This is a genomic window from Psychroflexus aestuariivivens (assembly GCF_004010055.1).
GTDB lineage: Bacteria > Bacteroidota > Bacteroidia > Flavobacteriales > Flavobacteriaceae > Psychroflexus > Psychroflexus aestuariivivens.
The window spans coordinates 74,368-99,780 of sequence record NZ_RQVT01000034.1; the positions used below are offsets into that span (position 1 = coordinate 74,368).

Sequence of the window (25,413 nt, forward strand, 5' to 3'; positions counted from 1 at the left end):
AATTATAAATTTAGCATTCCTTTCATCAAATCTTCGTCTGCTGGTTCATCGCAGAACCAAATTCCGAACAATGCTTTTTTGAAATCGAAACCTTCTATCGTGCCTAGTTCTTTGCCGTTTTTGTAAACAACAATGCCTTTTTCAGGCTGATAAGTAATATCGAAAATATCCTGTTTTTGAATTTCCTCAGAGAAAAAAGCTTTGAATTGATCTATTTTCTTTCGGTAAGCTTCAGTGTTACCTTTGGTAGAATTTTCGAATCCTTCCTCCACTGCGTCACTCATTTTTTTACTTGAAATTAATCCAGAAACAATATGGATTTTAATTGTCATAGGTGAATCTGCATCCATAACTTTCTGTGCGCTGTTCATTTTTTTTGTGACATACAAGCCACCAGCATACATGTCCATCCAAAATTTTTCTCTAACACCAGCACCGTTAAGCATCATCTCGTGTTGACCAAAATTCTGTTTATTTGGCAATTCTACACCGGCAACTTCAGTTTGAGAAAAAGCTGGCATCGCCATAACTAAAGCTAAAATAATTGTTGAAAGTAGTTTCATAGTAATTTATTTTTATTGTGTTTCTTTAAGTGATAGATAGTCCCGTTGAGTTCAAACCCCAACAACAATATATTTGAATTCAACCAAATGTATAGCATCAAAATCAACAAAGCTCCAATAGAGCCATAAAGTTGGTTATAGGCACTAAAATTTTCAACATAAATTGAAAACAAATAGGTGGTTAAGATAATTAAAATTGTTGTAAAAAAAGCTCCCGGCGAAAAAAAGCGAGATTTACGACCTTCTTTAGTCCCAAAATAATATAAAATTGAAATTCCCAGAATTAAAATGAAAATTAAAATTGCAAAACGGCCGTATTTAGCAAGAAGCAAGGAATCTCCTACGACACCTAAACTCTGAAATTGATCAATTAAATAAGTAAAATAAACTGTCGCAATTACAGCAATCAAAAGTAAAAAAGCCACAACTATTGCAATTCCAACTGCAACAATGTACTGCCTTATGATAGTTCTGTTGACTTTGGTATGATAGGAAAATTCAAAACCAGTAAAAATAGCATTCACTCCATTGGACATCAGGAAAATTGATAATAAAAACACAAATGACAATAAACCTGCTCTCGGGTTGTTGGCGATGTCGTAAAAAATATCTTCAAATAAACCTGAAGTTTGAGGCGGCAACAATTCTTCGAAATAATTGAGTAATTCTTGCTGAAAATCATCGATAAACCAAACAAAAGGAATCAAATTCAGGACAAATAACAAAAATGGAAAAATGGCCATGAAAAAACTAAACGCAATAGAACCAGCACGGGTTGAAAAAGTGCCTTTTATAATACCTAAAATGTAAATTTTCAACAAATCGTAAAGCGTTAAACCATCCAATCTTGGCAATTTCAATCGGTTTGAAAATTTTGCCAATGTTCTGATAATTGGTATCTTTTGGAAGCTTTCATCAATTTGTTCAGCCATAAACTATACTGCTTTGAGACTTAAATCGAGATTATATACAGAATGCGTTAATGCACCACTTGAAATAAAATCAACACCACAAGCGGCGTATTTCGGGGCTGTTTCCAACGTTATGCCGCCGCTAGATTCGGTTAAACAATTATTGCCAATTATTTCTACAGCAGATTTTGTATCGTCATAATTGAAATTATCAAGCAGAATTCTATAAATTCCTCCAGCATTTAGAATTTGTTGCACTTCGTCCAAATCTCTGGCTTCAACAATAATTTTTAAATCCAAATGATTCTTGGACAAATAAGACTTCGTTTTTTCTATGGCTTGCGGTATTCCGCCAGCAAAGTCGATGTGATTATCTTTCAGCATAATCATATCATACAAAGCAAATCGATGATTTTCTCCGCCGCCGATTTTTACTGCCCATTTTTCTAACGCACGCAATCCAGGGGTCGTTTTTCTGGTATCTAAAATTTTGGTTTTATAAGGTGACAAAGCTTCAGCAAAAGATTTTGTTTTAGTTGAAATCGCACTCATTCTCTGCATCGCATTCAAAACTAAACGCTCGGCTTTCAAAATAGATTGACTAGAGCCTTCAACAAAAAAAGCGACATCTCCATATTGGATATTTTCTCCATCCTTAATTTCTTGAGTAATTTCTAGTACGGGATCTACAAATTTAAAAACTTGTTTGGCGAAATCTATACCTGCAATAATCCCTTCATCTTTGACTAAAAGTTTAGCTTTACCTATAGCTGAACTGGGAATACAAGCTAAACTGGAATGATCTCCATCGCCAACATCTTCGCGAATAGCGTTAGTGATGATCCATTCTATTTCTTTTTCAAATTGTTTTTGACTAATCATTAGGTTCTCTATTTTTGTCACAAACAAAGTTAATCTTTTTTATACTGATGACCATCAAATTACTACTTGTCGGCAAAACCGATTTAAAAGATCTTCAATCCTTAGTAAAAATTTACGAGCAGCGATTGTCGCATTATGTGAAATTTGAAACTGAAATAATTCCTGATTTAAAGAAAACCAAGCATTTAACGGTTGAACTTCAAAAGCAAAAAGAAGGAGAGCAGATTTTGAAACGCCTTTCCAGTTCGGATGTGGTGGTTTTGCTAGACGAAAATGGTCGAGAATTTACTTCTGTAAAATATGCACAATGGTTACAAAAGCAGATGAATTCTGGCATCAAACAGTTGGTTTTTGTAATTGGCGGTCCTTATGGTTTTTCGGAAGATGTGTATAAAAAAAGCCGACAAAAAGTAGCCTTGTCTAAAATGACTTTCTCGCACCAAATGGTCAGACTATTTTTCACAGAACAGTTGTATCGCGCATTTTCAATTTTGAATAATCAACCCTATCATCACGAGTAGAGTTTAAATCTTATCTAAATTGTTTTTGGTGAAATGATTCTGTTGATCACCAGTATTCAAGGTAGATTTTGGTTCAAACAAAAGGACGTGGACTTCTTCGTCTGCTACTGGCCGATGTCTTTGACCTTTAGGAATAATCAAAAATTCACCAGCACTTAAATGTTTAGTTTCAGATTCAAATTCAATTTTGAGTTCGCCTTTGATAACCAAAAACATTTCATCCTCATCTTTGTGACTGTGCCAAACAAATTCACCTTTAAGTTTAGCCAACTTAACCTGTTGTTCGTTGAGATCTCCAACGATTTTCGGAGTCCAAAACTCAGAAAATTCAGTAAGCTTTTGATCGATATTGACAACTTGATTCATTATTTCTTTTCTAATTTGGAGACTTCAGCTTTGGTGACTTGTTTCAAATTATAGTCTGAGTTTCCGAAGTTATGCATGATATAATTCATAACATCGGCGACTTCTTGATCACTTAAACCCATCGCGCTCATTCGGTTGTTATAGGTTTTACCATTTACGATGATTTCTCCACTCAAACCAAATTTTACGGATTTTATACTAGCTTCACGTTTATTTTTCAGCCAGTTGGACTTTGCCAAAGGCGGATAAGTATTTTCAACGCCTTCGCCATTTGGAAGATGACAACGCATACAGAAATCTGCATAAATCGATTTGCCATCGTTTATGCTTTGTTTCAATTCTTTTTCTTGTAGATCATTGTAATTTTCATTTGAAGAAATTGAATTTAAATTCATAAAAAATACTGATAGACAGGCTAAAAAAAAGACTAATATAAATTTCATTGTTATGATTTAGGCAACATTTTTATCAAACCTACACCTTCCACACCAACATAAATAAAACCATCTTTGCCTTGTTTTACACTTCGAACTCGACCAATTTGATCTAAAAGTTTTACTCTTTTATTCACTCCGTTTTCATCTATTGCCAAATGTTCTAAATATTGAAACTTAAGTGAGCCAGCTAAGATATCACCTTTCAAATCTGGATATTTATCCGAAGTTACAAATGTCATTCCACTCGGCGCAATGGATGGCACCCAATAATAAAAAGGCTGCTTCATGCCTGGTTTGGAAGTTTCGTCGGTAAATTCTGTCCCGTCATAGTTTATTCCGTAGCTCACAACAGGCCAACCATAATTCTCTCCTTTTTCAATAATATTGATTTCGTCGCCACCACGCGGACCGTGTTCATGAATCCAAACTTTTCCAGTTTCAGGATGCAAATCCATTCCTTGGGGATTTCTGTGTCCGTAAGAATAAATGGCTTTTTTTGCATCTTTTTCATCATAAAATGGATTATCAGTAGGAATGCTGCCATCATCATGAAATCTATATATTTTACCACCATCTCTTGTAATATCTTGCGGATTCACTTCTCTAGCACCGCGCTCACCAATTGACATAAATAGATAACCGTCTCGGTCAAAAACCAAACGGCTACCGAAATGCACGCCTTTTGTAGTGTTTGGTGAAGCTTTGTATAGCTGTTCGATATTAGTAATTTGGTTATTTTCGAGTTTTGCACGAATTAGTGCTGTGTGTCCACCTTCTTCTTCACCTGTTGTAGAAGCTAAGGTGAAATAAATCCAGGGTTTATTTGGATAATCTGGATGAATTTTCACATCTAACAAGCCGCCTTGTCCGCGATTGTAAACATTAGGAATTTCACCAATATTGGTGGTTTCACCATTTTTATAATGATAGACTTGTCCTGATTTAGCAGTTACGATTATACTCCCGTCATCGAAAAAATCGAAACCCCATGGGATTTCTATATTGTCAACTAATACATCGTATTTATAATCTTCATCAATATTTTGAATACTTGTATCTTCAGTTTGAGCACAAGCTAGAAAACCAAAGCTCAATATGAATAAATAAATTCTTTTTTTCATCATGACCATTTTAAAATTTTCACTAAGTAAATTAAAAATGACATTATTTTTAGGGCAATTAACTAGATTTTAATCTAAAAAATTGAAAATATTAGTTTTCTGCTTCTAACTTTTCAATTTCAAGTTCTAATTCTTGAATTTTAGATTCCTGTTTGTCGATGATTTTTTTACCATTGAAATAAATTAATACTGCTAATAATGCTGAAATAACAAACAAGTATAAATAGAGATTTTTTAACATTATACAGAGATTTTTAAATTATCGTAGGCCAAAAAAACATTTTCTGGCAGTTCTTTTTGAACTTCTTCATGAAATCCCATGTGGTGACTGATGTGAGTAAAATAAGCACGCTCTGGCTTGAGTTTATCCACAACTTCTAGAGCTTCACCTAAAGTTAAGTGAGAGTGATGTTCTTCTTTTCTTAGCGCATTCAGGACTAATGTTTTTACTCCTTTCAACTTTTCCATCTCAGAATCAGGGATAATTTTTGCATCGGTAACATAGGCAAAATCGCCAAACCTAAAGCCATAAACTTGAAGTTCTGGGTGATAAACATTGATAGGTTTCACTTTTAGATTTCCAATAACAAATTCTTCATCATCGATAATATTTGTATTTAGAGATGGCGCACCGGGATATTTGTTATTTACCTGAAAAACATAAGCAAATCGTTGTTTTAGTTGTTCTAAAACGCGTTCATGAGAATAAATTGAAATTTCTCCCTGACGAAAGTAAAATGGACGCACATCGTCCAAACCAATGACATGGTCATTATGTTCATGAGTAAATAAAATACCATCAATTTTTTCAACATTATTTTTCAGCATTTGCTGTCTGAAATCTGGCCCACAATCTATGACGTAAGAAAAATCATCCCATTCTAGAAGTACGGAAACACGTAATCTTTTATCTTTTGGGTCATCGCTTAAGCAAACTGGATGTTTACTGCCGATAATTGGCACGCCTTGTGAAGTTCCTGTACCTAAAAACGTTACTTTCAAAATGTTATTTTTACTACAAAACTATGTTATTTTTTTCTTTACACATAAGTATTAACTACTTTTGTTTAGAGTTTAAAAAGTGTTTAAGATTTCAAAAAATACAGCTTATGTCTATAACAATAATGGGTGACAAAGACTTTAAGAGTGCACCATCTATTAAAGATAAATCTTTACGAATAAACCTTAACGAAAATATCTACGGCACCTTTGCTGAAATTGGAGCGGGACAGGAAACCGTTCGGAATTTCTTTAGAGCTGGTGGATCTTCGGGTACGATTGCCAAAACTATGAGTGCTTATGACAAAGACTTTAGTGATGCAATTTACGGTGTTGAAGAAGATAGACGTTATGTTACAGAAAGTCGTCTGCATAAAATGATTGATCACGAAACTCAACTTATAGAAGACAGAATACATAGAAGTAAGCATCCGAATAAATTGTTTTTTACTTATGCAAATACGGTAGCAACCATTGATTTTGCAAAGCGTTATAAAGGTCACGGTTGGGTTGGCATCAAATATCAATTGAAACCTAATGCTGAATATAATAAGATTGTTCTGCATATTCGTTTCAAAGAAAATGATGCACGTTTACAACAAAATACTTTAGGAATTTTGGGTACAAATTTGATTTATGCTGCGTATTATGCCCACAACAATCCAAAGCAAATATTAAAAGATTTGTACGATCATTTGCATAAAGATCAAATTGAAATTGATACAATTAATTTTTCTGGTCCTGACTTTGAAGATGTAGACAATCGATTGATGAGTTTACAATTAGTGAAAAACGGAATGACTGAAGCCGTTATGTTTTCGCCAGACGGCAACAATATCCTGCCTGCAAAAGCACTCTACAAGAAAAATATTATTGCCTTAAGAGGAAGTTTTAGACCTGTGACTAAAGTAAATATGGATATTTACGAAACAGCTTTAGATTTGTTCAAAAAAGAAAAAAAGGTTAAGCAAGATAATATTCAGCCTGTTTTTGAAATCACATTGTCTAACCTTCGTTCTGAAGGAGAAATCAACGAAGAAGATTTTATGGATCGTGCCAAACTGCTTTGCGCTCTAGGCCATACAGTTATGATTTCAAATTTTCAAGAATATTATAAATTGGTTGAATATTTTTCAAATTATACCAAAGAACGCATGGCACTGGCCATGGGCGTTAATAATCTAATCGATGTGTTTGATGAAAAATATTATCGCCATTTGAGTGGAGGAATTTTGGAAGCCTTTGGTAAATTGTTTTTCAAAGATTTAAGAGTTTATCTTTATCCTTATAAAGATCCTAAAACAGGAAAAATCACCAATAGCGACAACTTAAAGGTTCACCCAAGAATGAAAGAGCTTTATAAATTCTTCAAATACAATGGTAGAGTTGTTGACATTGAAGATTATAATGAAGATATTTTGGGTTATTTCTCGAGAGATATTTTACAGAAAATTTCTAAAGGAGAAGATGGATGGCAAAAAGCGGTTCCTGAAAAAACCGCAAAAATGATTGAAGATCAAGAACTTTTCCAAAGAGAATATAAACGTGAAACAGAAAATGTTGGGTATTAATTTCAATTAATGATAACCAAAATTAAAAAAGGCTTGATTTAAAAAAATCAAGCCTTTTTTTAATTGAATTCTAATCAGTTAGACTGCACTTTAAATGTTTGAAAATGTTTTCTAGTAGATACCATTTTTAACCCTAAAATCTTAAATTTTGATAAAATTGAGTAATTTCGAAAATAATCATTCCTCAAAATATTCTATAATTCAATATCGAAGCGACCCTCTCTTACTTTAACGACTTTACCATCAACACTTTTGGCATCAAACCAAAAAGTACCTGATATAATATTTTCATCTTCATCGAAATGAGTTATGATCAATTCTCCTATATTATCCTGATTGGTAACAAAATAACCTAATTCAAATTTGTCATTCGAACTTTCTAATTCACCAATACCTCCATCGCCAGATTCTAGTTCAGATGCTGAAGAATTGAGTTCTAAGATTTCGTTCTGATTGATTTCACTTAATGTATATGAGATTTTTAAATAACTAAGAAAACCTCTTCCATTAATAAATTCGATGTGTGGAATTGTAATTATTAACAAGAAATTTTCTTCAAAAATGTTTACATACCTAGCTCTAAAGAAGGGATCAGATTTATCGTTTACCACAAAAGGAGCGCCATTAACGATTGCTCCTGCTGTATTTGCTCCAATATTTGTAGCTTCAGGAAGTTCGTTGGTTAGGTTATTAGAATTGTCATCATCATTGCTGCAACTAGAAAAGAAGAAAAAAAGTATGATAAAGCTTAAGTTTTTAAATATGTTTTTCATTTAAATTTTGTTAAATATATTTTCGTTTTTAATTACAATTTATTGGCTTACTTGAATTACCTGATTTTAAAAATTCACTAGACGTTGCGCCAAAAATAAGGCGTTAAGATAATCAAAACCGTAAATAATTCCAACCTACCAATCAGCATCAGAAATGAACTCCAAAACTTACCAAAATCTGTTAATGAGGCGAAATTATCCACAGGACTCAAATCACCAAAAGCTGGACCTATGTTACCTAATGACGATGCCGATGCACCAATGGCGGTTTGAAAATCTAAACCTGTACCTGCAAAAACCACAGCGCCTAAAATAAATGATAAAGAATACAAAATAAAGAAACCTAGAATATTGTAAACAATTTTTTGGTCAACTGCTTTGCCCTTGTATCTCACTGGCAAAATAGCATTAGGGTGCAAAATTCTTCTGAATTCTTGAAAGCCATTTTTGATCATAATAATGTGTCGTACCACTTTTACTCCACCAGATGTCGATCCCGCTGAACCACCTAAGAAAAACATTCCGAAAAACAAAACGGTAAGAAATGGCATCCATAGAGTATAATCAGCAGTCACAAAACCTGTTGTGGTAACAATTGCCAAAACCTGAAATAAGCCATGCCTAATGGCACTTTCTAGTTCACCAAACACCATTGGATGAGTAATACTTGAAATACTAGGATCTGCGTAGAAATAAATCATTCCTGCTGAAATTAATGTAAACCCAGCTATGAAAAAGAAAAACCATTTGAATTCTTCATTATGTAGTACTTTTTGAAACTTTCCTTTAAACGCATAATAACTAACTACAAAATTTGTACCTGCTAAAAACATAAACAATATTATAATATATTGAATAGCTGGACTGTCGTTCCAATACGCAATACTAGCATTTTTTGTTGAAAAGCCCCCTGTAGAAAGTGTACTAAGTGCATGATTAACCGAATCAAACCAATCCATTCCAGCAACTTTCAGTAAAATTGTTTCAGAAACAGTGTATCCAAAATAAATCAACCACAAACGCTTGGCCGTATCTGCGATTTTCGGTTTCACCTTATCGGCACTTGGCCCGGGTGCTTCGGCAGAAAACAACTGCATACCGCCTATACCAAACAATGGCAAAATAGCAACAGCCAGAACAATAATTCCCATACCACCAATCCAATGTGTCAAACTACGCCATAGCAATATACTTTTGGGTAAAGCTTCAATATCATTTAAAATTGAAGCACCAGTAGTCGTGTAACCTGACATAGTTTCGAAAAACATATTTGAAAGCCCTGTTATGGTTCCTGAAAAAGCATAAGGTAACATGCCGCTCAAGACCATAAATAACCAACCCAAAGTCACAATAAGGTAACCTTCCCTTTGAGCTATGGCTTTATCATGTGTTTTTGTTAAAAACATCATTAAAAAACCGATAAAAATTGAAGTTGAAGCCGCTACAGCCAAATCAAAAGTAACCTGTTCACCTATAATCCAACTCAAAACCGTGGGAACGAGCATGAATCCACCGTTGAAAATCAGCAAAACTCCCATGATATGGGTTACTACTTTTAAATTAAGACTATGCATCAACAGAATAGTTTTTCAACTTTTTTAATGGATTTCGGTAGGGTACAAATTACGAGTCGGTCGCCTTCTTTAATGACAAAATCACCCAAAGCAATTATACCTTTGCCATCACGAATAACACCACCAACAACCGAAGTTCTTGGAAAATCGATATCTACAATTTTGTTATTGACAACTTGGGAATCTGCATTCACGACAAATTCTAAAAGTTCGGCATTCATGTTATTCAATTTTGTCATAGCAACTACATCGCCTTTTCGAATATATCTGAATATACTATTGGCTGCCAAAAGTTTTTTATTAATTAAAGAATGAATTCCGATAGAATGACTCAACTGAAAATAATCCATATTTTCAACCAATGCAATAGTTTTTCTTACAGATTTGGAATTGGCTACCAAACAAGACATAATATTTGTTTCGGAATCCTCGGTAACCGCAACAAAAGCATCCATTTTTGTAATATTTTCTTCTTCCAGAATTTCCACATTTCTACCATCAGCATTAATCACCAAAGCATTGGGAAGCAAATTCGCCAGTTCAGTAGCTTTTTTGTAGGTTTTTTCAATAACCTTCACTTTAAAATTTTGCTCACAAAGTGTTTTTGCTAGGGTTCTTCCAATATTACTACCACCTAGAATCATCACTTTTTTAATGACACGTTTTTCAGCTCCAGTAAGTTTATAAAGTTCTTCAACTCCCTGTCCATCTGTTATAAAATAAACCCTGTCGCCGCGTTTGAAAACTGTATCACCTCGAGGAATTATGGTATATTGTGTACCGTAGCGTTGTAAGGCAATCGGTACAAAGTGTAAGCCAGGAAATATATCTGCAGCTTCTTGCACTGTGTTTCCTAAAAATGGAGCTTTGGAACGCAAGGTTAGGCCAATCATAGTTAAAGCTCCGTCATCGAATTCAAAAGTATCTGTAAATGCAGATTGATTCAGCAACATCATAACTTCTTCTGCTGCTAAAGCTTCTGGTGAAATCATTTCATCTATACCTAAAGCCTTAATATCTAAAACTTCTTTACTATCTATTAATTCCTGACTGGAAACACGAGAAACAGTACGACCACAACCTAATTGTTTAGCAAAAACACAAACAGAAATATTGATGGATTGATTAGACGTTACAGCAATAACTAAATCAGAATCATCGACCTGAGCATCTTTCAAAATACTAGGCAATGTAGCATCACCATTCAATGTTCTAATATCTAAATGTTTGTCGGCGTATGCCAAGCGTTCTTCGTCTATATCAATAAGTGTGATGGCGTGAGATTCATATGAAAAAAGTTTAGCCAAATGAAATCCGACTTCTCCTGCGCCTGCGATAATTATTTTCATGAATGCAAAATTAAGGTAAATTTATAAAAAACTAAGTTTCAAACCGCTTATATTTTGAAGATTAGTTTTTTAGAAAATGTATCTTTGCGAAAAAAAGGATGAGCAAAAACGTCACTCCATATAAAGATTCCGAACTCAAAAAGAAAAAGCAAGTTGAACAAATGTTCGATAACATTTCTGAAAATTATGATGGGTTGAATCGTGTGATTTCTTTTGGGATTGATACCAAATGGCGAAAAAAATTGATCGACATTGTTAAAGCATCAAAACCAAAAAGCATTTTGGATATTGCTACTGGAACTGGAGATTTAGCAATTGCTTTGGCAGATTCTGAAGCTGAAAAAATAATAGGTTTGGATATTTCTGCTGGAATGTTGAAAGTTGGGGAAGCAAAAATAAAAAAGAAAAACCTAGACAAGCGTATAGAAATGGTGCAAGCGGATTCTGAAAAGCTGCCATATTCAGACAATTCTTTCGATGCAATTACTGTGGCATTTGGCGTTAGGAATTTTGAAACTCTTGACAAAGGTTTAGCTGAAATCTATAGAGTTTTACGACCAGGCGGCATTTTTGTGGTTCTGGAAACCTCCGTTCCTACTCGATTTCCCTTCAAACAAGGTTATAAATTTTATTCAAATTATATTTTACCCAATATTGGTAAGTTTTTTTCAAAAGACAAAAGCGCTTACAAATATTTAAGCGAAAGCGCCTCGGTTTTTCCCTACGGAAAAAAATTCAACAATATTTTGAAAAAAATCGGGTTTATAGATGTGAAAGATCGGCCACAAACATTTGGCGTTGCAACAATCTATTCAGCATCAAAATAATGAATATGAGGACAGTCGTACTGATCATGATCCTTTTGGGATCATTACAAGCTGAAGCTCAGCTTTTTACCAAAGAACGTGTATTGAATAAGGAGAATTTTGACAAAAAACGTTGGTCATGGGGTTATTTTTTGGGCATGAATTTTTATGATTTTCAAATTAGATATAAAGATGAGGCTCAGGATATTAACGTTGATAAAGCTCCTAGTTTCAATGTTGGACTAATTGGAAATCTAAGAATTAATGACTACTTGGATTTGCGCCTTGAGCCTGGTGTTGTTTTTGCTAACAGGAATCTAACTTTTCCTAATTTCGAAGCTCAAAATGATGCTTTCAGAGAAGTGAAATCTTCTTATATCCACATTCCATTATTGGTCAAATTTTCTACAAAACGACTTAATAATTTTAAACCTTTTGTGGTTGCTGGTGCTTCAATTTCTCACAACCTATCTAGCAATCAAGACAATCCGGATGACAATTCTGCTGGGCAATTCAGAATGAAAAAACAAAATTATTACTACGAAGTTGGTTTTGGTGTTGATTTTTACTTAGAATATTTCAAATTTACGCCATCAATTCGCGGTGTTTTCGGAATGTCTGATGAATTGGTAAGAGATGAAAATCCGAATAGTCCGTGGACTTCTAATATTGAAAGTTTAAAAACGCGTGGCATTTTCATAAATTTTACTTTTCAATAAATCATCTTCGTCGAAACTCGCTAAGAAAAATAGAGCTCGCTGTGGCAACATTTAGACTTTCCGTATCCTTGGTTTGACCAAATTGTGGAATACAAATTTTATCAGAGACTAAATCTTCAATTTCTTTTGAAATTCCATTAGCCTCGTTACCCAGTACAATAATCGCATTCTGAGAATTGACTTCTTTTTGATAAATATTTTCGCCATCCATCACAGCGGCATAAGTTGGTTGATTTGTCTCAGAAACAAAGGCTACTAAATCTTTATAATGTAAATTCACTCTAGCTAAAGATCCCATTGTAGCTTGCACAACTTTACTGTTAAAACAGTCTACGGTATCATTAGAACAAATAATTTCTTTCACGCCAAACCAATCGCATAGTCGAATAATTGTACCTAAGTTTCCAGGGTCGCGAACACCATCTAAAGCTATTTTTAAATCCAGAGAGGAAGAAATCTCCTTGACTTTGGGGATTTTAAACACCGCCAATGCTGTTTGTGGTGTTTTCAAATTAGAAATAGATTTCAGTTCTTTTTCTGAAATAATATGAGACTCACCCTCTTCTACATGAAAAATATCAGCAATAGCATATAAAGCGTGTAATTCTATGGAACTTTTTAAAAATTCTTTGATTACTTTTACACCCTCAGCTACAAATAAACCGTGCATATTGCGGTATTTTTTTTGATTGAGACTTTTTATCAGTTTAATTTGACTTTTACTGAGCATTTAAAAAAATTTAGAAAAGAAATACAATTGAATATTCAATTCACAAAAATAGCATTTATTATTCTAACACTGGTTGTTTTCAGCGCTTGCAATGTGACCAAAAAATTAGATGAGAAATCATTTTTGATTACAGAGCACGAAATCATCAGAAAGGATTCAGTTTCAGAATACAGAGAGCTTTATAATCAGCTTCAACAAGAGCCAAATTCAAAACTATTAGGCTTTCCTCTTAAACTACACATTTATAATTTTGCTAAAAAAAATCCAGAGCGGAGCTTTATAAATTGGGTTGAAAAAAAACCAAATCGCAAGCAAAAACTAGTGTCACTTTTATCTCAAAAACAAGTTATTCAATTAAAAAAATCTTATATAAAACTAAATGAAGGCATTAAAAAATCAGGAGAAAGTCCTGCTATTTTTGATGAAAGCTTAGCCGAAGAATCAACAGAACGTTTGGAAGATTGGTTCTGGAATCATGGCTGGTTCAATGCCAAATCTGAATTTAGTGTTGAAAGAGATTCTACTACTCAACATGCCAAAGTCACTTACAAAGTTTATCCTGGTAAAGCATATATTATTGATAGTATTACGGAAAATATTGAATCCAAAGCCGCAGATTCTTTATACCAACTCATCAAAAAAAGCAGTTTTATCAAAAAAGGAGAGGCGTATAACACGAGTAATTTCAACCTTGAACGCAACCGAATTACAGAGTATTTCAGAAATCAAGGCTTATATCATTTTGAAAAGGAATACATATCATTCTATGCCGACACCATAAATACTGATCATAAAATAAAACTTGAAATCAATATTGCGAATCGAGAAATTCAGGAGCGTGACAGTTCTTTCTCGATTCCATTCAAAGTTCACAAAATTAGCGATGTCAATGTATTTACAGATTATGACAGCAATTCTACTTACGTTGAAGATAGCACAGTTCATAACAGAATAAATATTTTCAGTTTTGGCAGATTGAAATTTCGCCCTAAGGCAATTTCGAATTTAATATTTATAAAAAAAGACAGCATTTACAGAGATATAGACCGTGCCAGAACCAACAGTCGTGTATCCGAAACAAGAATTTTTGAATACCCGAATGTGCAATATCAAAACGACCCGCGTGACAGTACAAATACCGACCTGATTGCAAATGTTTTTTTGACACCAAAAGAGTTGTTTTCTACAGACTTCAGTGTCGACGTTACGCAAAGTAATATACAAGAATTTGGTATTGGTTTCAACACTTCTTTATTGGCTAGAAATGTATTTCGGGGAGCAGAAACACTGGAATTATCTGGACGTGGAAATTTTGGTTCGTCTAGAGATGCTGCCAATCCTGACGACCAATTTTTAAATATTTTGGAATATGGGGCTGATTTGAGGTTAAGTTTTCCAAAGATAATTTTTCCTTTTGTCAATGAAAGAATTATTGATAAACGCATGTCTCCTTTTACTTCAGCTAGTGTTGGTTTTAGCTCTCAACAGAATATTGGTTTAGATCGGCGCAACCTGAATGCTACTTTTGGCTACCGATGGAAACCCAAAAGAGAACTTTCATATCAATTGGATTTAATGAATATTCAGTTTGTAAATAACCTAAATGTAGATAATTTTTTCAATGTTTTTAGGAATTCATATAACCAACTCAACACAATTGCTCAAAACAATATAGACCAATTAGATAGCGAATTTTTCACAGAAACTGAACCAGGAGAAACTCCAAATTTAACTATTCCTAGCGGCGCAAATAGTTTTATAAATACGATTCGAAACAATAATGTAAATCTAAATACAGAAGAGCGACAAACTGCAAATTCACTTATAGAACGAAAAGATAGACTGACTGAAAACAACCTAATTATTGCCTCTAATTTTATTTATGATTTCAGTACTCGAAAAAACATTTATGATGAAGATTTTTCTCAATTTAGGGCAAAAATAGAATTGGCAGGAAACCTGCTTTCAACGTTAGCAGAAACTATTGGGCTAAATCAAGGAGACAATGGTAATTATCGTCTTTTTGATGTTCAGTTTTCACAATATGCCAAAACCGAATTGAATTTCATCAAACGCTGGTACTTAGGCGATCAACAAATTATTGCAGCAAGAGCTTATGGTGGCTTGGCCATCCCTTATGGCAACTCCAACTCTATTCCATTTGCGCGTAGTTTTTTTGGTGGTGGACCAAATGACAATCGTGGTTGGAGACCATACGATTTAGGGCCTGGAAAAACTAATGGCGTCAATGACTTCAACGAGGCCAACTTCAAATTATCTTTTAATGGAGAATATCGGTTCAACTTGTTTGGAGCATTGAATAGTGCTGTCTTTATAGATGCTGGAAACATTTGGAATCTTTGGGATAATGTGGAAGACCCTGAAGCTAGATTTGATGGTTTGGAAGATTTAAGCGAACTTTCTATAGCTTCTGGATTTGGATTACGCTACGATTTAGAATTTTTTGTAATCCGTGCAGATCTTGGTTTCAAGACTTATAATCCTGGTAGTGAAGGACAAAAATGGTTCAAAGATTATAACTTTGCCAACGTTGTTTTCAACTTTGGAATTAATTATCCGTTTTAGAATATTATATTTTCTTAATTTTACCGTTTTAATTTAAAAATCAATATTATGAGCCACAATATCAAACCAGGCGTTGCCACAGGAAAAGAAGTTCAAGTTATTTTCAAACACGCAAAAGAAAACAATTACGCACTTCCTGCTGTAAACGTAGTTGGTTCTAATACTATAAATGCAGTTTTAGAGACTGCTGCAGAATTGAATTCGCCCGTAATTATTCAGTTTTCAAATGGTGGTTCGCAATTCAATGCTGGCAAAGGCTTATCTAATGAGAATCAGCTGGCCGCAATCAAAGGTGCTGCTACTGGTGCAAAGCACGTTCACGATTTAGCTGAAGCCTATGGCGCAACTGTAATTATGCACACCGATCATTGTGCCAAAAAATTATTGCCTTGGATAGACGGTTTGTTGGACGAAGGAGAAAAGTTTTTTGAACTTCATGGCAAACCGCTTTACAGCTCGCATATGATCGATCTTTCTGAAGAACCGCTAGAAGAAAATATCGAAATTTGCAAGAAGTATCTTGAAAGAATGAGCAAAATGGGGATGACTTTAGAAATTGAACTTGGTGTAACTGGTGGTGAAGAAGATGGAGTTGATAACACAGATATTGATTCTTCTAAACTTTACACACAACCTGAGGAAGTTGCTTATGCTTACGAAGAATTAAGCAAGGTTTCAGACCAGTTCACCATCGCAGCAGCATTCGGAAATGTTCATGGTGTTTACAAACCTGGCAATGTAAAATTAACTCCAAAAATCTTAAAAAACTCTCAAGAATATATTTCTAAAAAATATAATGTTGAACACAATCACATCGACTTTGTTTTTCATGGAGGAAGTGGTTCTTCAGTAGAAGAAATCAAAGAGGCGATTGGTTATGGTGTTATAAAAATGAATATCGACACAGATCTTCAATATGCATTTACAGAAGGTATTAGAGATTATATGAATGATAAATATGATTATGTATCGGCTCAAATCGGAAATCCTGAAGGTGGCGATTTACCAAACAAAAAATACTATGATCCAAGAAAATGGTTAAGAGAAGGTGAGCAAACTTTTATCACTAGATTGAAAAAAGCTTTTGCAGATTTAAATAATATAAATACTTTATAATTAAAGGAAAATATGGGTGCTTGGTTTAAAAGAAAAAAGAAAGGCATACAAACGGCAACAGAGGATAAAAAAGATGTTCCAAGAGGTTTATGGTACAAATCTCCTACTGGTAAAATAATTGATGCCGAACAATTGGCAAAGAATTTTTATGTCAGTCCAGAAGATGATTATCATGTTAGAATTGGTAGTGCAGAATATTTTCAAATTCTTTTCGATAACGAATTCAAAGAATTAGACGAAAATTTGAGTGCTAAAGATCCTCTAAAGTTTGAAGATACTAAGAAGTACAAAGATCGCCTGAAAGAAGTTCAAGATAAAACTAAACTTAAAGATGCGATTAGGACTGCTGTAGGCAAATCCAAGGGCAAACAAATAGTTGTTGCCTCTATGGATTTTAAATTTATTGGAGGTTCTATGGGTTCAGTAGTTGGTGAGAAAATAGCACGCGCTGTAGATTATGCTATTGAACATAAATTGCCTTTAATAATCATATCAAAATCAGGTGGCGCCAGAATGATGGAAGCCGCACTCTCACTAATGCAATTGGCAAAAACATCTATAAAGTTAGCGCAATTATCAAATGCAAAACTGCCATATATTTCATTGTGTACAGATCCAACAACTGGAGGAACAACAGCTTCTTTCGCTATGTTAGGTGATATTAATATTGCAGAACCTGGTGCATTAATTGGTTTTGCCGGACCACGTGTAGTGAAAGACACCACTGGCAAAGATTTACCTAAAGGTTTTCAATCCTCAGAATTTTTAAAAGAACACGGGTTTTTAGATTTCATTACACACCGTAAAGAATTAAAAAATCAAATCAATTTGTATATTGATTTGATTATGAATCAAACGGTTAGAGCTTAAAAAAGGTGGCAAATTTGCCACCTTTTTTTTTGAATTTAGATTAGCCTAAGCGTTTCATATACAAAAACGCTAAGATCCAGGAAAATAAAGCCTGACAAAATAAACAAGACAATAAGCAGACTGATATATTTATACAGGTTCATTTTTTTGGATGAAAACAAGACTATTAGCTGAAACGCACCTGAAAAAAGAATCAAAAAGAAATAAATCAACTTTAAGTTTAAGGTTAAATTTTTTGTAGCGTCGCAGAAACTATTAGTTGCCAATATAGAAAGTGAAGCAAATAAAAATATGCTAGCAATAGAGATCAAAAAAGTTTGTAAAAAACCATAATTCGTTAATATCTTATTTGTAAAGTAAAGCATAACACTGAGGACAACCAAAGTGATTGCTGGAAATAAAAAATATAAGCTATTTAGAATAGTTGAATCAAATATCAAAAAATATTCATTAAATAAAACTAAATCTAAAGAGTTGATATAGGTAAAAAGGCTTAAAAATAAAATCAAAAATCCATAAAACATTTTTTTTATAAATAGATTGAGACTCGTTTTAAACATTTGATTTAGTATTATTTTAAAAGCTTTTCTAAATAAAGATAAATAAATTCAACTTATAATTGAAGTAGTAAAAGAAAAACTAATCGCAACAAATACAACAATCTGAAGATGAATATATTTTTTCGCTCTGATTTAAAAAAATAAAGTATCTTTGCACTTTGAATAGAAAATCTATTCTTGCATAAAAATTATTGAAACAATATTGGCATGTACTTAACATTAGAAGAAAAGGGCAAATTATTTGCTCAACACGGTAAGAACGAGAAAGATTCTGGTTCTGCTGAAGGTCAAATCGCATTGATGACCAAAAGAATTGAACACATTTCAAATCATTTGAAATCAAACAGAAAAGATTTTAACTCTGAAAGATCACTAGTAAAACTAGTTGGTAAAAGAAGAAATTTACTTAAATATCTTATAAAAAAAGATATTATGAGATACAGAGCAATTGTAAAAGAATTAGGATTAAGAAAATAATTTTCAAGGGGCAAATTTGCCCCTTTTTTTATATCAAAAAAACCGTTCCTTAACATATTTGAATACTTCTTTTGGATTATACAACTCCTTCCAGACCAACAACACAACAACAGTTCCGTAGGGACAATTTTGTATAACATTTAAAATCATTTTTTATGATTCCAAAAACATTCAAAGAGGTTATCGATTTAGGAGATGGAAGAGAAATCTCTATCGAAACCGGAAAATTAGCAAAACAGGCTCACGGGTCAGTTGTTGTTCAAATGGGCAACGCCATGTTGCTTTGTACTGTAGTGTCTTCTTATAAAGAAAGCACGATGGATTTCTTTCCATTAACTGTAGATTACAGGGAAAAATTTGCTGCCGCAGGTCGTTATCCAGGTGGTTTCTTTAAAAGAGAAGCAAGACCTAGTGACGGTGAAGTTTTGACAATGAGAATTGTAGACCGCGTATTGCGCCCACTTTTCCCATCAGATTATAGAACTGAGACTCAGGTGATGATTCAGTTGATGTCTCATGACGAGGAAGTGATGCCAGATGCTTTGGCAGGACTTGCAGCTTCCGCCGCTATTCAACTTTCAGATATTCCTTTTGAAACTGCTATTTCTGAAGCTCGTGTAGGTAGGATAAATGGTGAATTCGTGATCAACCCAAGCCGCAGCCAACTACAAGAATCTGACATCGATATGATTATTGGTGCTTCTTCAGATTCTGTAATGATGGTTGAAGGTGAAATGAAAGAAATTTCAGAAGAAGAAATGGCAGAAGCCATTCAATTTGCTCACGAGCACATCAAAAAGCAAATAGACGCTCAATTAAATCTTGCAGAATCTTTTGGCAAAAAACCAGTTAGAGAATATGCTACTGCCGAAGAAAAAGAAGATATCGAGAAAAAAGTTCACGATGCTGCTTACGACAAAATATACGCTATCGCCAAAGGCGGTCACGGTAAAAAAGAACGCAGCAATGCTTTTTCTGCTGTAAAAGACGAAGTTTTAGCTTTATTTTCTGAAGAAGAATTAGAAGAGAACGAAAAGCTGATCAAAAAATATTATAGTAAAACCGAAAAAGAAGCAGTAAGAGAACTCACGCTTGCTGAAGGTTTGCGTTTAGACGGTAGAAAAACCGATGAAATTAGACCTATTTGGTGTGAAACTGATTATTTGCCATCAGTTCATGGTTCAGCTATTTTTACCCGTGGGGAAACTCAGGCTTTAGCAACGGTGACTTTAGGTACTTCCAGAGAAGCAAATACCATAGATATGCCAACTCACCAAGGCGAAGAAACTTTCTATTTACATTACAACTTCCCTCCATTTTGTACAGGAGAAGCTTACCCAATTAGAGGTACTTCAAGACGTGAAATCGGACACGGAAACCTTGCACAACGTGCATTAAAAGGAATGATTCCTGAAAATAATCCTTACACAGTAAGAGTAGTTTCTGAAGTATTGGAATCTAATGGTTCATCTTCTATGGCAACGGTTTGTGCTGGAACTATGGCAATGATGGATGCTGGAGTTAAAATGAAGAAACCAGTTTCTGGTATCGCTATGGGATTAATTTCTGATGGAGAGCGTCACGCTGTACTTTCAGACATTCTTGGAGATGAAGATCACCTTGGTGATATGGACTTTAAAGTAACCGGAACGGCTGACGGGATTACCGCTTGCCAAATGGATATTAAAGTAAAAGGATTGCCTTACGAGATTTTAGTAAAAGCACTAAAACAAGCACGTGCAGGAAGACTTCATATTCTTGAAAAATTGACTGATACTATTGCTGAGCCTAACGAAAATGTGAAAGCTCACGCTCCTAAAATTATCACCAGAAGAATTCCTAACGAATTTATTGGCGCATTGATAGGACCTGGAGGAAAAGTAATTCAGGAACTTCAAAAAACTACAGGAACCGAGATCGTTATTAATGAAGATCCTGTAACTGAAGAAGGTATCGTTGAAATTCTTGGAACAAAACAAGAAGGAATCGATAAAGTTCTTGCCAAAATAGACTCAGTAACTTTCAAACCTGAAAAAGGCAGTATTTACGAAGTAAAAGTTGTAAAAGTCCTTGATTTTGGAGCGGTCGTTGAATTTGTGGATGCTCCAGGTAACGAAGTACTTCTACACATTTCTGAACTAGCGTGGGAACGCACTGAAAATGTTGCCGATGTGCTTAGCTTAGGAGATGTAATCGATGTAAAATATTTCGGTATTGATCCTAGAACTAAAAAGCAAAAAGTATCTCGAAAAGCTTTAATGCAGAAACCTGAAAGATCAGATAATAAAAAATCTGAATAATCACTTTCAAAATAATTATACAAACGGTTTAGAATTTCTAAACCGTTTTTTGTTGATTAAAATTTCATTTTGACAAAATTTCAACTGACAGAACTGCGCAACTGACATAATAGCATAGCACATTTTGGAAATAAATTGAAATTAACAATGTAAAATTCAAAATTTTTACTAAAAAGTTTAAATAATATCAAATAAAAAGATAAAATTGGTATTTTAGTAGATGTGCATGAAAGTTGCACATTTTATATAAATCATTTTATTAATCACTAAAAAATTAAAATGAAAGTATTAGTAATAGGAGCAGGAAACATGGGGTTAACCTACTCAGAAGGCATGGCCAAATCCCCACTTTTAAATCGAAAAAACCTAATGATTCACGATGTGTCAGCAGACACCATCGCTACATTAAAAGAAATATCATATTACGATGTTTTTGAAAAATTAGAAGATTGTCTCCCAAAAGCAGACATTGTTTTTGTTGCAGTAAAACCTTACCACAGTGAGGATTTATTCGAAAGGATGAAACCAATGATGAATAATCAACAAATCGCAGTCTCTTTGATGGCTGGTGTAACTATTGAAAATATTCAAAATGGATTAGGTATCCAAAAAGTAGTGAGAACAATGCCTAATTTACCAGCTAAAGTTGGTAAGGGCGTTACTTCATACACAGAATCCAAAGAAGTATCCAGAGTTGAATTATTGATGATAAGAAATTTATTAGATACAACAGGTGAATCTATTCATGTAAAAACAGAAGAATTCATCAATAAATCTACAGGAATTTCTGGAAGTGGTCCAGCTTATATATTCTACTTCATGCAATCTATGCTCGAAGCTGCTAAAAAAATGGGCTTTTCTGACAATGATTCAAAAATATTGGTCAGTAATACTTTTGAAGGAGCTGTTCACCTATTTAATGATGCCGATTTGTCGCCTGAAACTTGGATGGAACGCGTGGCTTCTAAAGGTGGTACTACACGTGCCGCATTAGATTCAATGGACGATAACAACGTAAAAGAACTCATTAAAGATGCAGCTTACGCAGCATTTAACAGAGCCGTAGAATTAGGGGATGAATAATTTAAACGCTAAAGATATGCACGCAAAAAGAATAGTTGTAAAAGTTGGGACAAACGTGATGACCAACACAAATAATAGAATTGTAGGTCCAATTCTTAAGAATTTGGTTAGACAAATTGCCTATTTATACGAAAGAGATATTATTACCATTTTGGTATCCTCAGGTTCAGCTATTGCTGGAAAAGAAGTCCTAGGAGGAAGTAATACCGAAGATAAAACTACCAGACGTCAAGTTTATTCTTCTGTTGGGCAACCAAGAATGATGAGACATTATTATACTATGTTTCACGATTTCGGAATGCGTTGTGGACAAGTTTTAGCAACTAAACGAGATTTTGCTCCTGGCAAATACCGTGAAAACATGATTAACTGTTATGAAGGTTTACTCTGCGAAGGTATAATTCCTATCGCAAATGAAGATGATGCTGTTTCCTTATCAATGTCGATGTTTTCTGACAATGATGAATTAGCAAGTTTAGTTTCAGAGCTGGTAAATGCAGACATGTTAATTATGTTAACCGATATTGACGGATTATATACTGGTCATCCAGATGATAAGAATTCAAAACTCTTGCGTCACGTTCGTGTTCATGATAATGTTGAAAAATATGTTCAAGAAAACGAAAAAGGTGAAGGCGAAGGTCGTGGTGGCATGGAATCCAAATTGAAAATTGCCAAAATGACCGCAAGCAAAAATATTCCGACTTATATAGCTAATGGTAAAGAAGAAAATATCATACTCGATATTTTGGATGGCAAAGAAGTCGGAACAAAATTTACTGTTTAATACAAAAATAAAATTATGAAGTTACTAGATACAAAAGTTAAAAATGATGTTTTGCAATCGATGATGGATATTATAGACCGTCGTAGAGATGAAATCATCACCGAAAACAAAAAAGATCTTGAAGCTTTCAATAGAGACGATCAAGCTTTATACGACAGATTAGTTGTTGACCAAAAAAAAGTTGATGGCATGATACAAGCCATCAAAGAAGTGAAAGAACAAGATGATCCGGTCGGCAACACTATTTCTGAACGAACTTTAGATACTGGTTTAAAAATTGTCAACAAAACCGATCCTTTCGGCACAATTATGATTATTTATGAATCTAGGCCAGACGTAACTATTGAAGCCGCAGTTTTAGCTTTTAAAGCAAATAATAAAATATTTCTGAAAGGCGGTAAAGAAGCCAACAACAGCAATATTATTTTAGAAGAATGCTGGCATCAAGCACTTGAAGAAAATAATCTTTCTAAAAATTGGATTACTCTACTTCATTTGAATCGTGAAGAAACCAGAGAGTTTTTGAGCAATCCACCAGAAAAAATGGATTTAATAGTACCACGTGGAGGTGAACGTTTGATTGATTTCGTCAAGAAAACAGCGAGTTGCGCCGTATTGATAAGTGGTCGCGGAAACAATTTCCTTTATGTAGCACCAGATGCTGATTGGGATATCGCTAAAAAAGTAATTATCAATGCTAAAACCGATAAAATTTCTGGTTGCAATGCTTTAGATAAAGTTCTTATTGATACCAATATGCCAGACTTTGATAATAGAGTTAAAGATTTAGCTGAAACTCTAGAAAATCAATACAAAGTTGAAATTTTAGTAGATGGAAAAATAGAAACAGTTTTAACTCAAAATGCTAAAATACCATCAGAAGATACTTGGTATGAAGAATTTTTAGCTTTAAAAATTGTGATTTCTTCTATAGATTCTTTCGACGATGCAGTTGAAAAAATCAACAAATATTCAGGCGGACACTCTTCTGTAATTATTACAAAAGATGACCAAAAGGCCTTAGATTTTATGCAACAAATCGATAGTGCGGCTGTATATCAAAACGCATCATCAAGATTTACAGATGGCGGACAGATGGGCGTTGGCGCAGAATTGGCCATTTCAACTGACAAATTACACCATAGAGGACCACTTGGACTAAAACAATTGGTTACTAACAAATATTATGTCTGGGGAGAAGGTCATATCAGAGAATAATTCAATTTCAAAATAAAATTCTAAATGCCTGTTTTACAATGTTAGAACAGGCATTTTTCATTTCTAAAATAATTAAATTTAAAAATAAACTATCTTCTTGTAACATTTTCATCTAATCGAACGTAAAATAAGATGTAGATAAAAATTTAATCAGGATTTCATTAAATGAGACAATTAAAAATCACCAAGCAAGTCACTAATAGAGAGACTGCATCCTTAGACAAGTATTTACAAGAAATTGGAAAAGTCGACTTAATCACTGCGGAGGAGGAAGTTGAACTGGCTCAACGAATTAAAGCTGGCGACGATCGTGCTTTAGAAAAATTGACCAAAGCCAATTTGAGATTTGTTGTATCTGTGTCTAAACAATATCAAAATCAAGGATTAACCCTTCCTGATTTGATTAACGAAGGAAACTTAGGCCTTATCAAAGCGGCTAAACGTTTTGACGAGACTAGAGGGTTTAAATTCATTTCTTATGCAGTTTGGTGGATTAGACAATCTATTCTTTCAGCTTTAGCAGAACAATCTCGTGTAGTAAGATTGCCACTAAACAAAATTGGTTCGATCAACAAAATCAATAAAACTTTTGCAATTCTTGAACAGCGTCACCAAAGACCTCCAAGTCCAGAAGAAATTGCTAAAGAGTTAGAAATGACTGTGAATGATGTGAAAGAATCTTTGAAAAATTCAGGCAGACATTTATCAATGGACGCACCGCTTATCGAAGGCGAAGATTCTAATTTATACGATGTATTGAAGTTTGGTGAATCTCCAAATCCTGAAAACGATTTGCTTCATGAATCGCTTCAAACTGAAATAGAACGTGCTCTAGAAACGCTCACGGCTAGAGAAGCTGACGTTATAAGACTTTATTTTGGATTGGGGAATCAACAGCCTATGACTTTAGAAGAAATTGGAGAGACTTTTGGGTTAACCAGAGAACGTGTCAGACAAATTAAGGAAAAAGGTGTGAGAAGATTGAAACACACCTCTAGAAGTACGATTTTAAAAACTTACCTCGGTTAGTTTATATTTCAAAATTTATAATACAAAAGCCAGCAATTTAAAATTGCTGGCTTTTTGCTTTAATG

Annotated in this window: 25 protein-coding genes; 13 read left to right on the forward strand and 12 right to left on the reverse strand. The window is 34.0% G+C overall.

Annotated features, from left to right (window positions below; translation table 11 throughout):
* Positions 1 to 2: 2 nt before the first annotated feature.
* The 3 genes from EIG86_RS06495 to nadC are packed head-to-tail and all read right to left on the reverse strand — an operon-like array spanning position 3 to position 2,356.
* A complete protein-coding gene (locus EIG86_RS06495) occupies positions 3 to 563 on the reverse strand; it encodes a chalcone isomerase family protein (RefSeq protein ID WP_127845355.1) in 561 nt (186 codons plus the stop codon).
* Entirely contained in the window at positions 560 to 1,495 is a 936-nt protein-coding gene (locus EIG86_RS06500) for a YihY/virulence factor BrkB family protein (RefSeq protein ID WP_127845356.1), read from the reverse strand. Before EIG86_RS06500 ends, EIG86_RS06495 begins: the two co-directional genes overlap by 4 nt.
* A 3-nt stretch (positions 1,496 to 1,498) precedes the next feature.
* Complete coding sequence (gene nadC, locus EIG86_RS06505) at positions 1,499 to 2,356, reverse strand: carboxylating nicotinate-nucleotide diphosphorylase (protein WP_127845357.1); 858 nt, start codon at positions 2,354 to 2,356, stop codon at positions 1,499 to 1,501.
* Between the two features lie 47 nt (positions 2,357 to 2,403).
* Here nadC and rlmH point away from each other — a divergent pair, with 47 nt between their 5' ends.
* A complete protein-coding gene (gene rlmH, locus EIG86_RS06510; protein WP_127845358.1) occupies positions 2,404 to 2,877 on the forward strand; it encodes a 23S rRNA (pseudouridine(1915)-N(3))-methyltransferase RlmH in 474 nt (157 codons plus the stop codon).
* 3 nt (positions 2,878 to 2,880) lie between these two features.
* On the opposite strand, the gene EIG86_RS06515 is transcribed toward rlmH, so the two are convergent.
* The 5 genes from EIG86_RS06515 to EIG86_RS06530 form a co-directional block, all read right to left on the reverse strand.
* Positions 2,881 to 3,243: a cupin domain-containing protein gene (locus tag EIG86_RS06515; protein ID WP_127845359.1), complete on the reverse strand. Its 363-nt coding sequence runs from the start codon at positions 3,241 to 3,243 to the stop codon at positions 2,881 to 2,883.
* The gene (locus tag EIG86_RS06520; RefSeq protein WP_127845360.1) at positions 3,243 to 3,686 is read right to left on the reverse strand and encodes a c-type cytochrome; all 444 of its coding nucleotides are present in this window, start codon (positions 3,684 to 3,686) and stop codon (positions 3,243 to 3,245) included. Before EIG86_RS06520 ends, EIG86_RS06515 begins: the two co-directional genes overlap by 1 nt.
* A 2-nt stretch (positions 3,687 to 3,688) precedes the next feature.
* A complete protein-coding gene (locus tag EIG86_RS06525) occupies positions 3,689 to 4,801 on the reverse strand; it encodes a PQQ-dependent sugar dehydrogenase (RefSeq protein WP_394342213.1) in 1,113 nt (370 codons plus the stop codon).
* Between the two features lie 91 nt (positions 4,802 to 4,892).
* A complete protein-coding gene (locus tag EIG86_RS14115) occupies positions 4,893 to 5,042 on the reverse strand; it encodes a hypothetical protein (protein WP_157983115.1) in 150 nt (49 codons plus the stop codon).
* The gene (locus EIG86_RS06530) at positions 5,042 to 5,803 is read right to left on the reverse strand and encodes an MBL fold metallo-hydrolase (RefSeq protein WP_127845362.1); all 762 of its coding nucleotides are present in this window, start codon (positions 5,801 to 5,803) and stop codon (positions 5,042 to 5,044) included. Before EIG86_RS06530 ends, EIG86_RS14115 begins: the two co-directional genes overlap by 1 nt.
* 107 nt (positions 5,804 to 5,910) lie before the next feature.
* Between EIG86_RS06530 and EIG86_RS06535 the strand changes: the two genes are divergently transcribed.
* Positions 5,911 to 7,371 (forward strand): TonB-dependent receptor, encoded by a 1,461-nt coding sequence (locus EIG86_RS06535; RefSeq protein WP_127845363.1) that lies wholly within the window; start codon positions 5,911 to 5,913, stop codon positions 7,369 to 7,371.
* 194 nt (positions 7,372 to 7,565) lie between these two features.
* On the opposite strand, the gene EIG86_RS06540 is transcribed toward EIG86_RS06535, so the two are convergent.
* The 3 genes from EIG86_RS06540 to trkA all read right to left on the reverse strand — a co-directional run bounded on the left by EIG86_RS06540 (position 7,566) and on the right by trkA (position 11,088).
* Positions 7,566 to 8,144 carry a DUF6252 family protein gene (locus tag EIG86_RS06540; RefSeq protein WP_127845364.1) on the reverse strand — a complete coding sequence of 193 codons (579 nt, stop codon included), beginning with the start codon at positions 8,142 to 8,144 and terminating at the stop codon, positions 7,566 to 7,568.
* 77 nt (positions 8,145 to 8,221) lie between these two features.
* Entirely contained in the window at positions 8,222 to 9,682 is a 1,461-nt protein-coding gene (locus EIG86_RS06545) for a TrkH family potassium uptake protein (protein WP_127845457.1), read from the reverse strand.
* Positions 9,683 to 9,717: 35 nt separating this feature from the next.
* On the reverse strand, positions 9,718 to 11,088 hold the full coding sequence (trkA, locus tag EIG86_RS06550) for a Trk system potassium transporter TrkA (protein WP_317129920.1): 1,371 nt from the start codon (positions 11,086 to 11,088) through the stop codon (positions 9,718 to 9,720).
* 77 nt (positions 11,089 to 11,165) lie between these two features.
* On the opposite strand from trkA, the gene ubiE reads away from it, so the two are divergent.
* Both ubiE and porT read left to right on the forward strand, forming a co-directional pair.
* Positions 11,166 to 11,894, forward strand: coding sequence for a bifunctional demethylmenaquinone methyltransferase/2-methoxy-6-polyprenyl-1,4-benzoquinol methylase UbiE (gene ubiE / locus EIG86_RS06555; protein WP_127845366.1), 729 nt, complete (start codon positions 11,166 to 11,168; stop codon positions 11,892 to 11,894).
* A gap of 5 nt (positions 11,895 to 11,899) precedes the next feature.
* On the forward strand, positions 11,900 to 12,592 hold the full coding sequence (porT, locus tag EIG86_RS06560) for a type IX secretion/gliding motility protein PorT/SprT (RefSeq protein ID WP_127845367.1): 693 nt from the start codon (positions 11,900 to 11,902) through the stop codon (positions 12,590 to 12,592).
* Position 12,593: 1 nt separating this feature from the next.
* Here the strand turns inward: porT and EIG86_RS06565 are convergent, their stop codons facing one another.
* Complete coding sequence (locus EIG86_RS06565; protein ID WP_127845368.1) at positions 12,594 to 13,322, reverse strand: TrmH family RNA methyltransferase; 729 nt, start codon at positions 13,320 to 13,322, stop codon at positions 12,594 to 12,596.
* Positions 13,323 to 13,349: 27 nt separating this feature from the next.
* Here EIG86_RS06565 and tamL point away from each other — a divergent pair, with 27 nt between their 5' ends.
* The 9 genes from tamL (at position 13,350) to EIG86_RS06610 (ending at position 25,348) form a co-directional block, all read left to right on the forward strand.
* Entirely contained in the window at positions 13,350 to 15,908 is a 2,559-nt protein-coding gene (gene tamL / locus EIG86_RS06570) for a translocation and assembly module lipoprotein TamL (protein ID WP_127845369.1), read from the forward strand.
* A 48-nt stretch (positions 15,909 to 15,956) separates the two neighbouring features.
* The gene (gene fbaA / locus EIG86_RS06575) at positions 15,957 to 17,024 is read left to right on the forward strand and encodes a class II fructose-bisphosphate aldolase (RefSeq protein ID WP_127845370.1); all 1,068 of its coding nucleotides are present in this window, start codon (positions 15,957 to 15,959) and stop codon (positions 17,022 to 17,024) included.
* 12 nt (positions 17,025 to 17,036) lie between these two features.
* Positions 17,037 to 17,894: an acetyl-CoA carboxylase, carboxyltransferase subunit beta gene (gene accD / locus EIG86_RS06580; RefSeq protein ID WP_127845371.1), complete on the forward strand. Its 858-nt coding sequence runs from the start codon at positions 17,037 to 17,039 to the stop codon at positions 17,892 to 17,894.
* Positions 17,895 to 18,661: 767 nt separating this feature from the next.
* Positions 18,662 to 18,931, forward strand: coding sequence for a 30S ribosomal protein S15 (gene rpsO, locus EIG86_RS06585; protein WP_127845372.1), 270 nt, complete (start codon positions 18,662 to 18,664; stop codon positions 18,929 to 18,931).
* A 155-nt stretch (positions 18,932 to 19,086) separates the two neighbouring features.
* Complete coding sequence (locus EIG86_RS06590; protein ID WP_127845373.1) at positions 19,087 to 21,231, forward strand: polyribonucleotide nucleotidyltransferase; 2,145 nt, start codon at positions 19,087 to 19,089, stop codon at positions 21,229 to 21,231.
* Positions 21,232 to 21,510: 279 nt separating this feature from the next.
* Entirely contained in the window at positions 21,511 to 22,314 is an 804-nt protein-coding gene (gene proC, locus EIG86_RS06595) for a pyrroline-5-carboxylate reductase (protein ID WP_127845374.1), read from the forward strand.
* 16 nt (positions 22,315 to 22,330) lie between these two features.
* Positions 22,331 to 23,101, forward strand: coding sequence for a glutamate 5-kinase (gene proB / locus EIG86_RS06600; RefSeq protein ID WP_192901716.1), 771 nt, complete (start codon positions 22,331 to 22,333; stop codon positions 23,099 to 23,101).
* Between the two features lie 15 nt (positions 23,102 to 23,116).
* Complete coding sequence (locus EIG86_RS06605) at positions 23,117 to 24,319, forward strand: glutamate-5-semialdehyde dehydrogenase (RefSeq protein WP_127845376.1); 1,203 nt, start codon at positions 23,117 to 23,119, stop codon at positions 24,317 to 24,319.
* A 165-nt stretch (positions 24,320 to 24,484) separates the two neighbouring features.
* Positions 24,485 to 25,348: a sigma-70 family RNA polymerase sigma factor gene (locus EIG86_RS06610; protein ID WP_127845377.1), complete on the forward strand. Its 864-nt coding sequence runs from the start codon at positions 24,485 to 24,487 to the stop codon at positions 25,346 to 25,348.
* Positions 25,349 to 25,413: the final 65 nt, after the last annotated feature.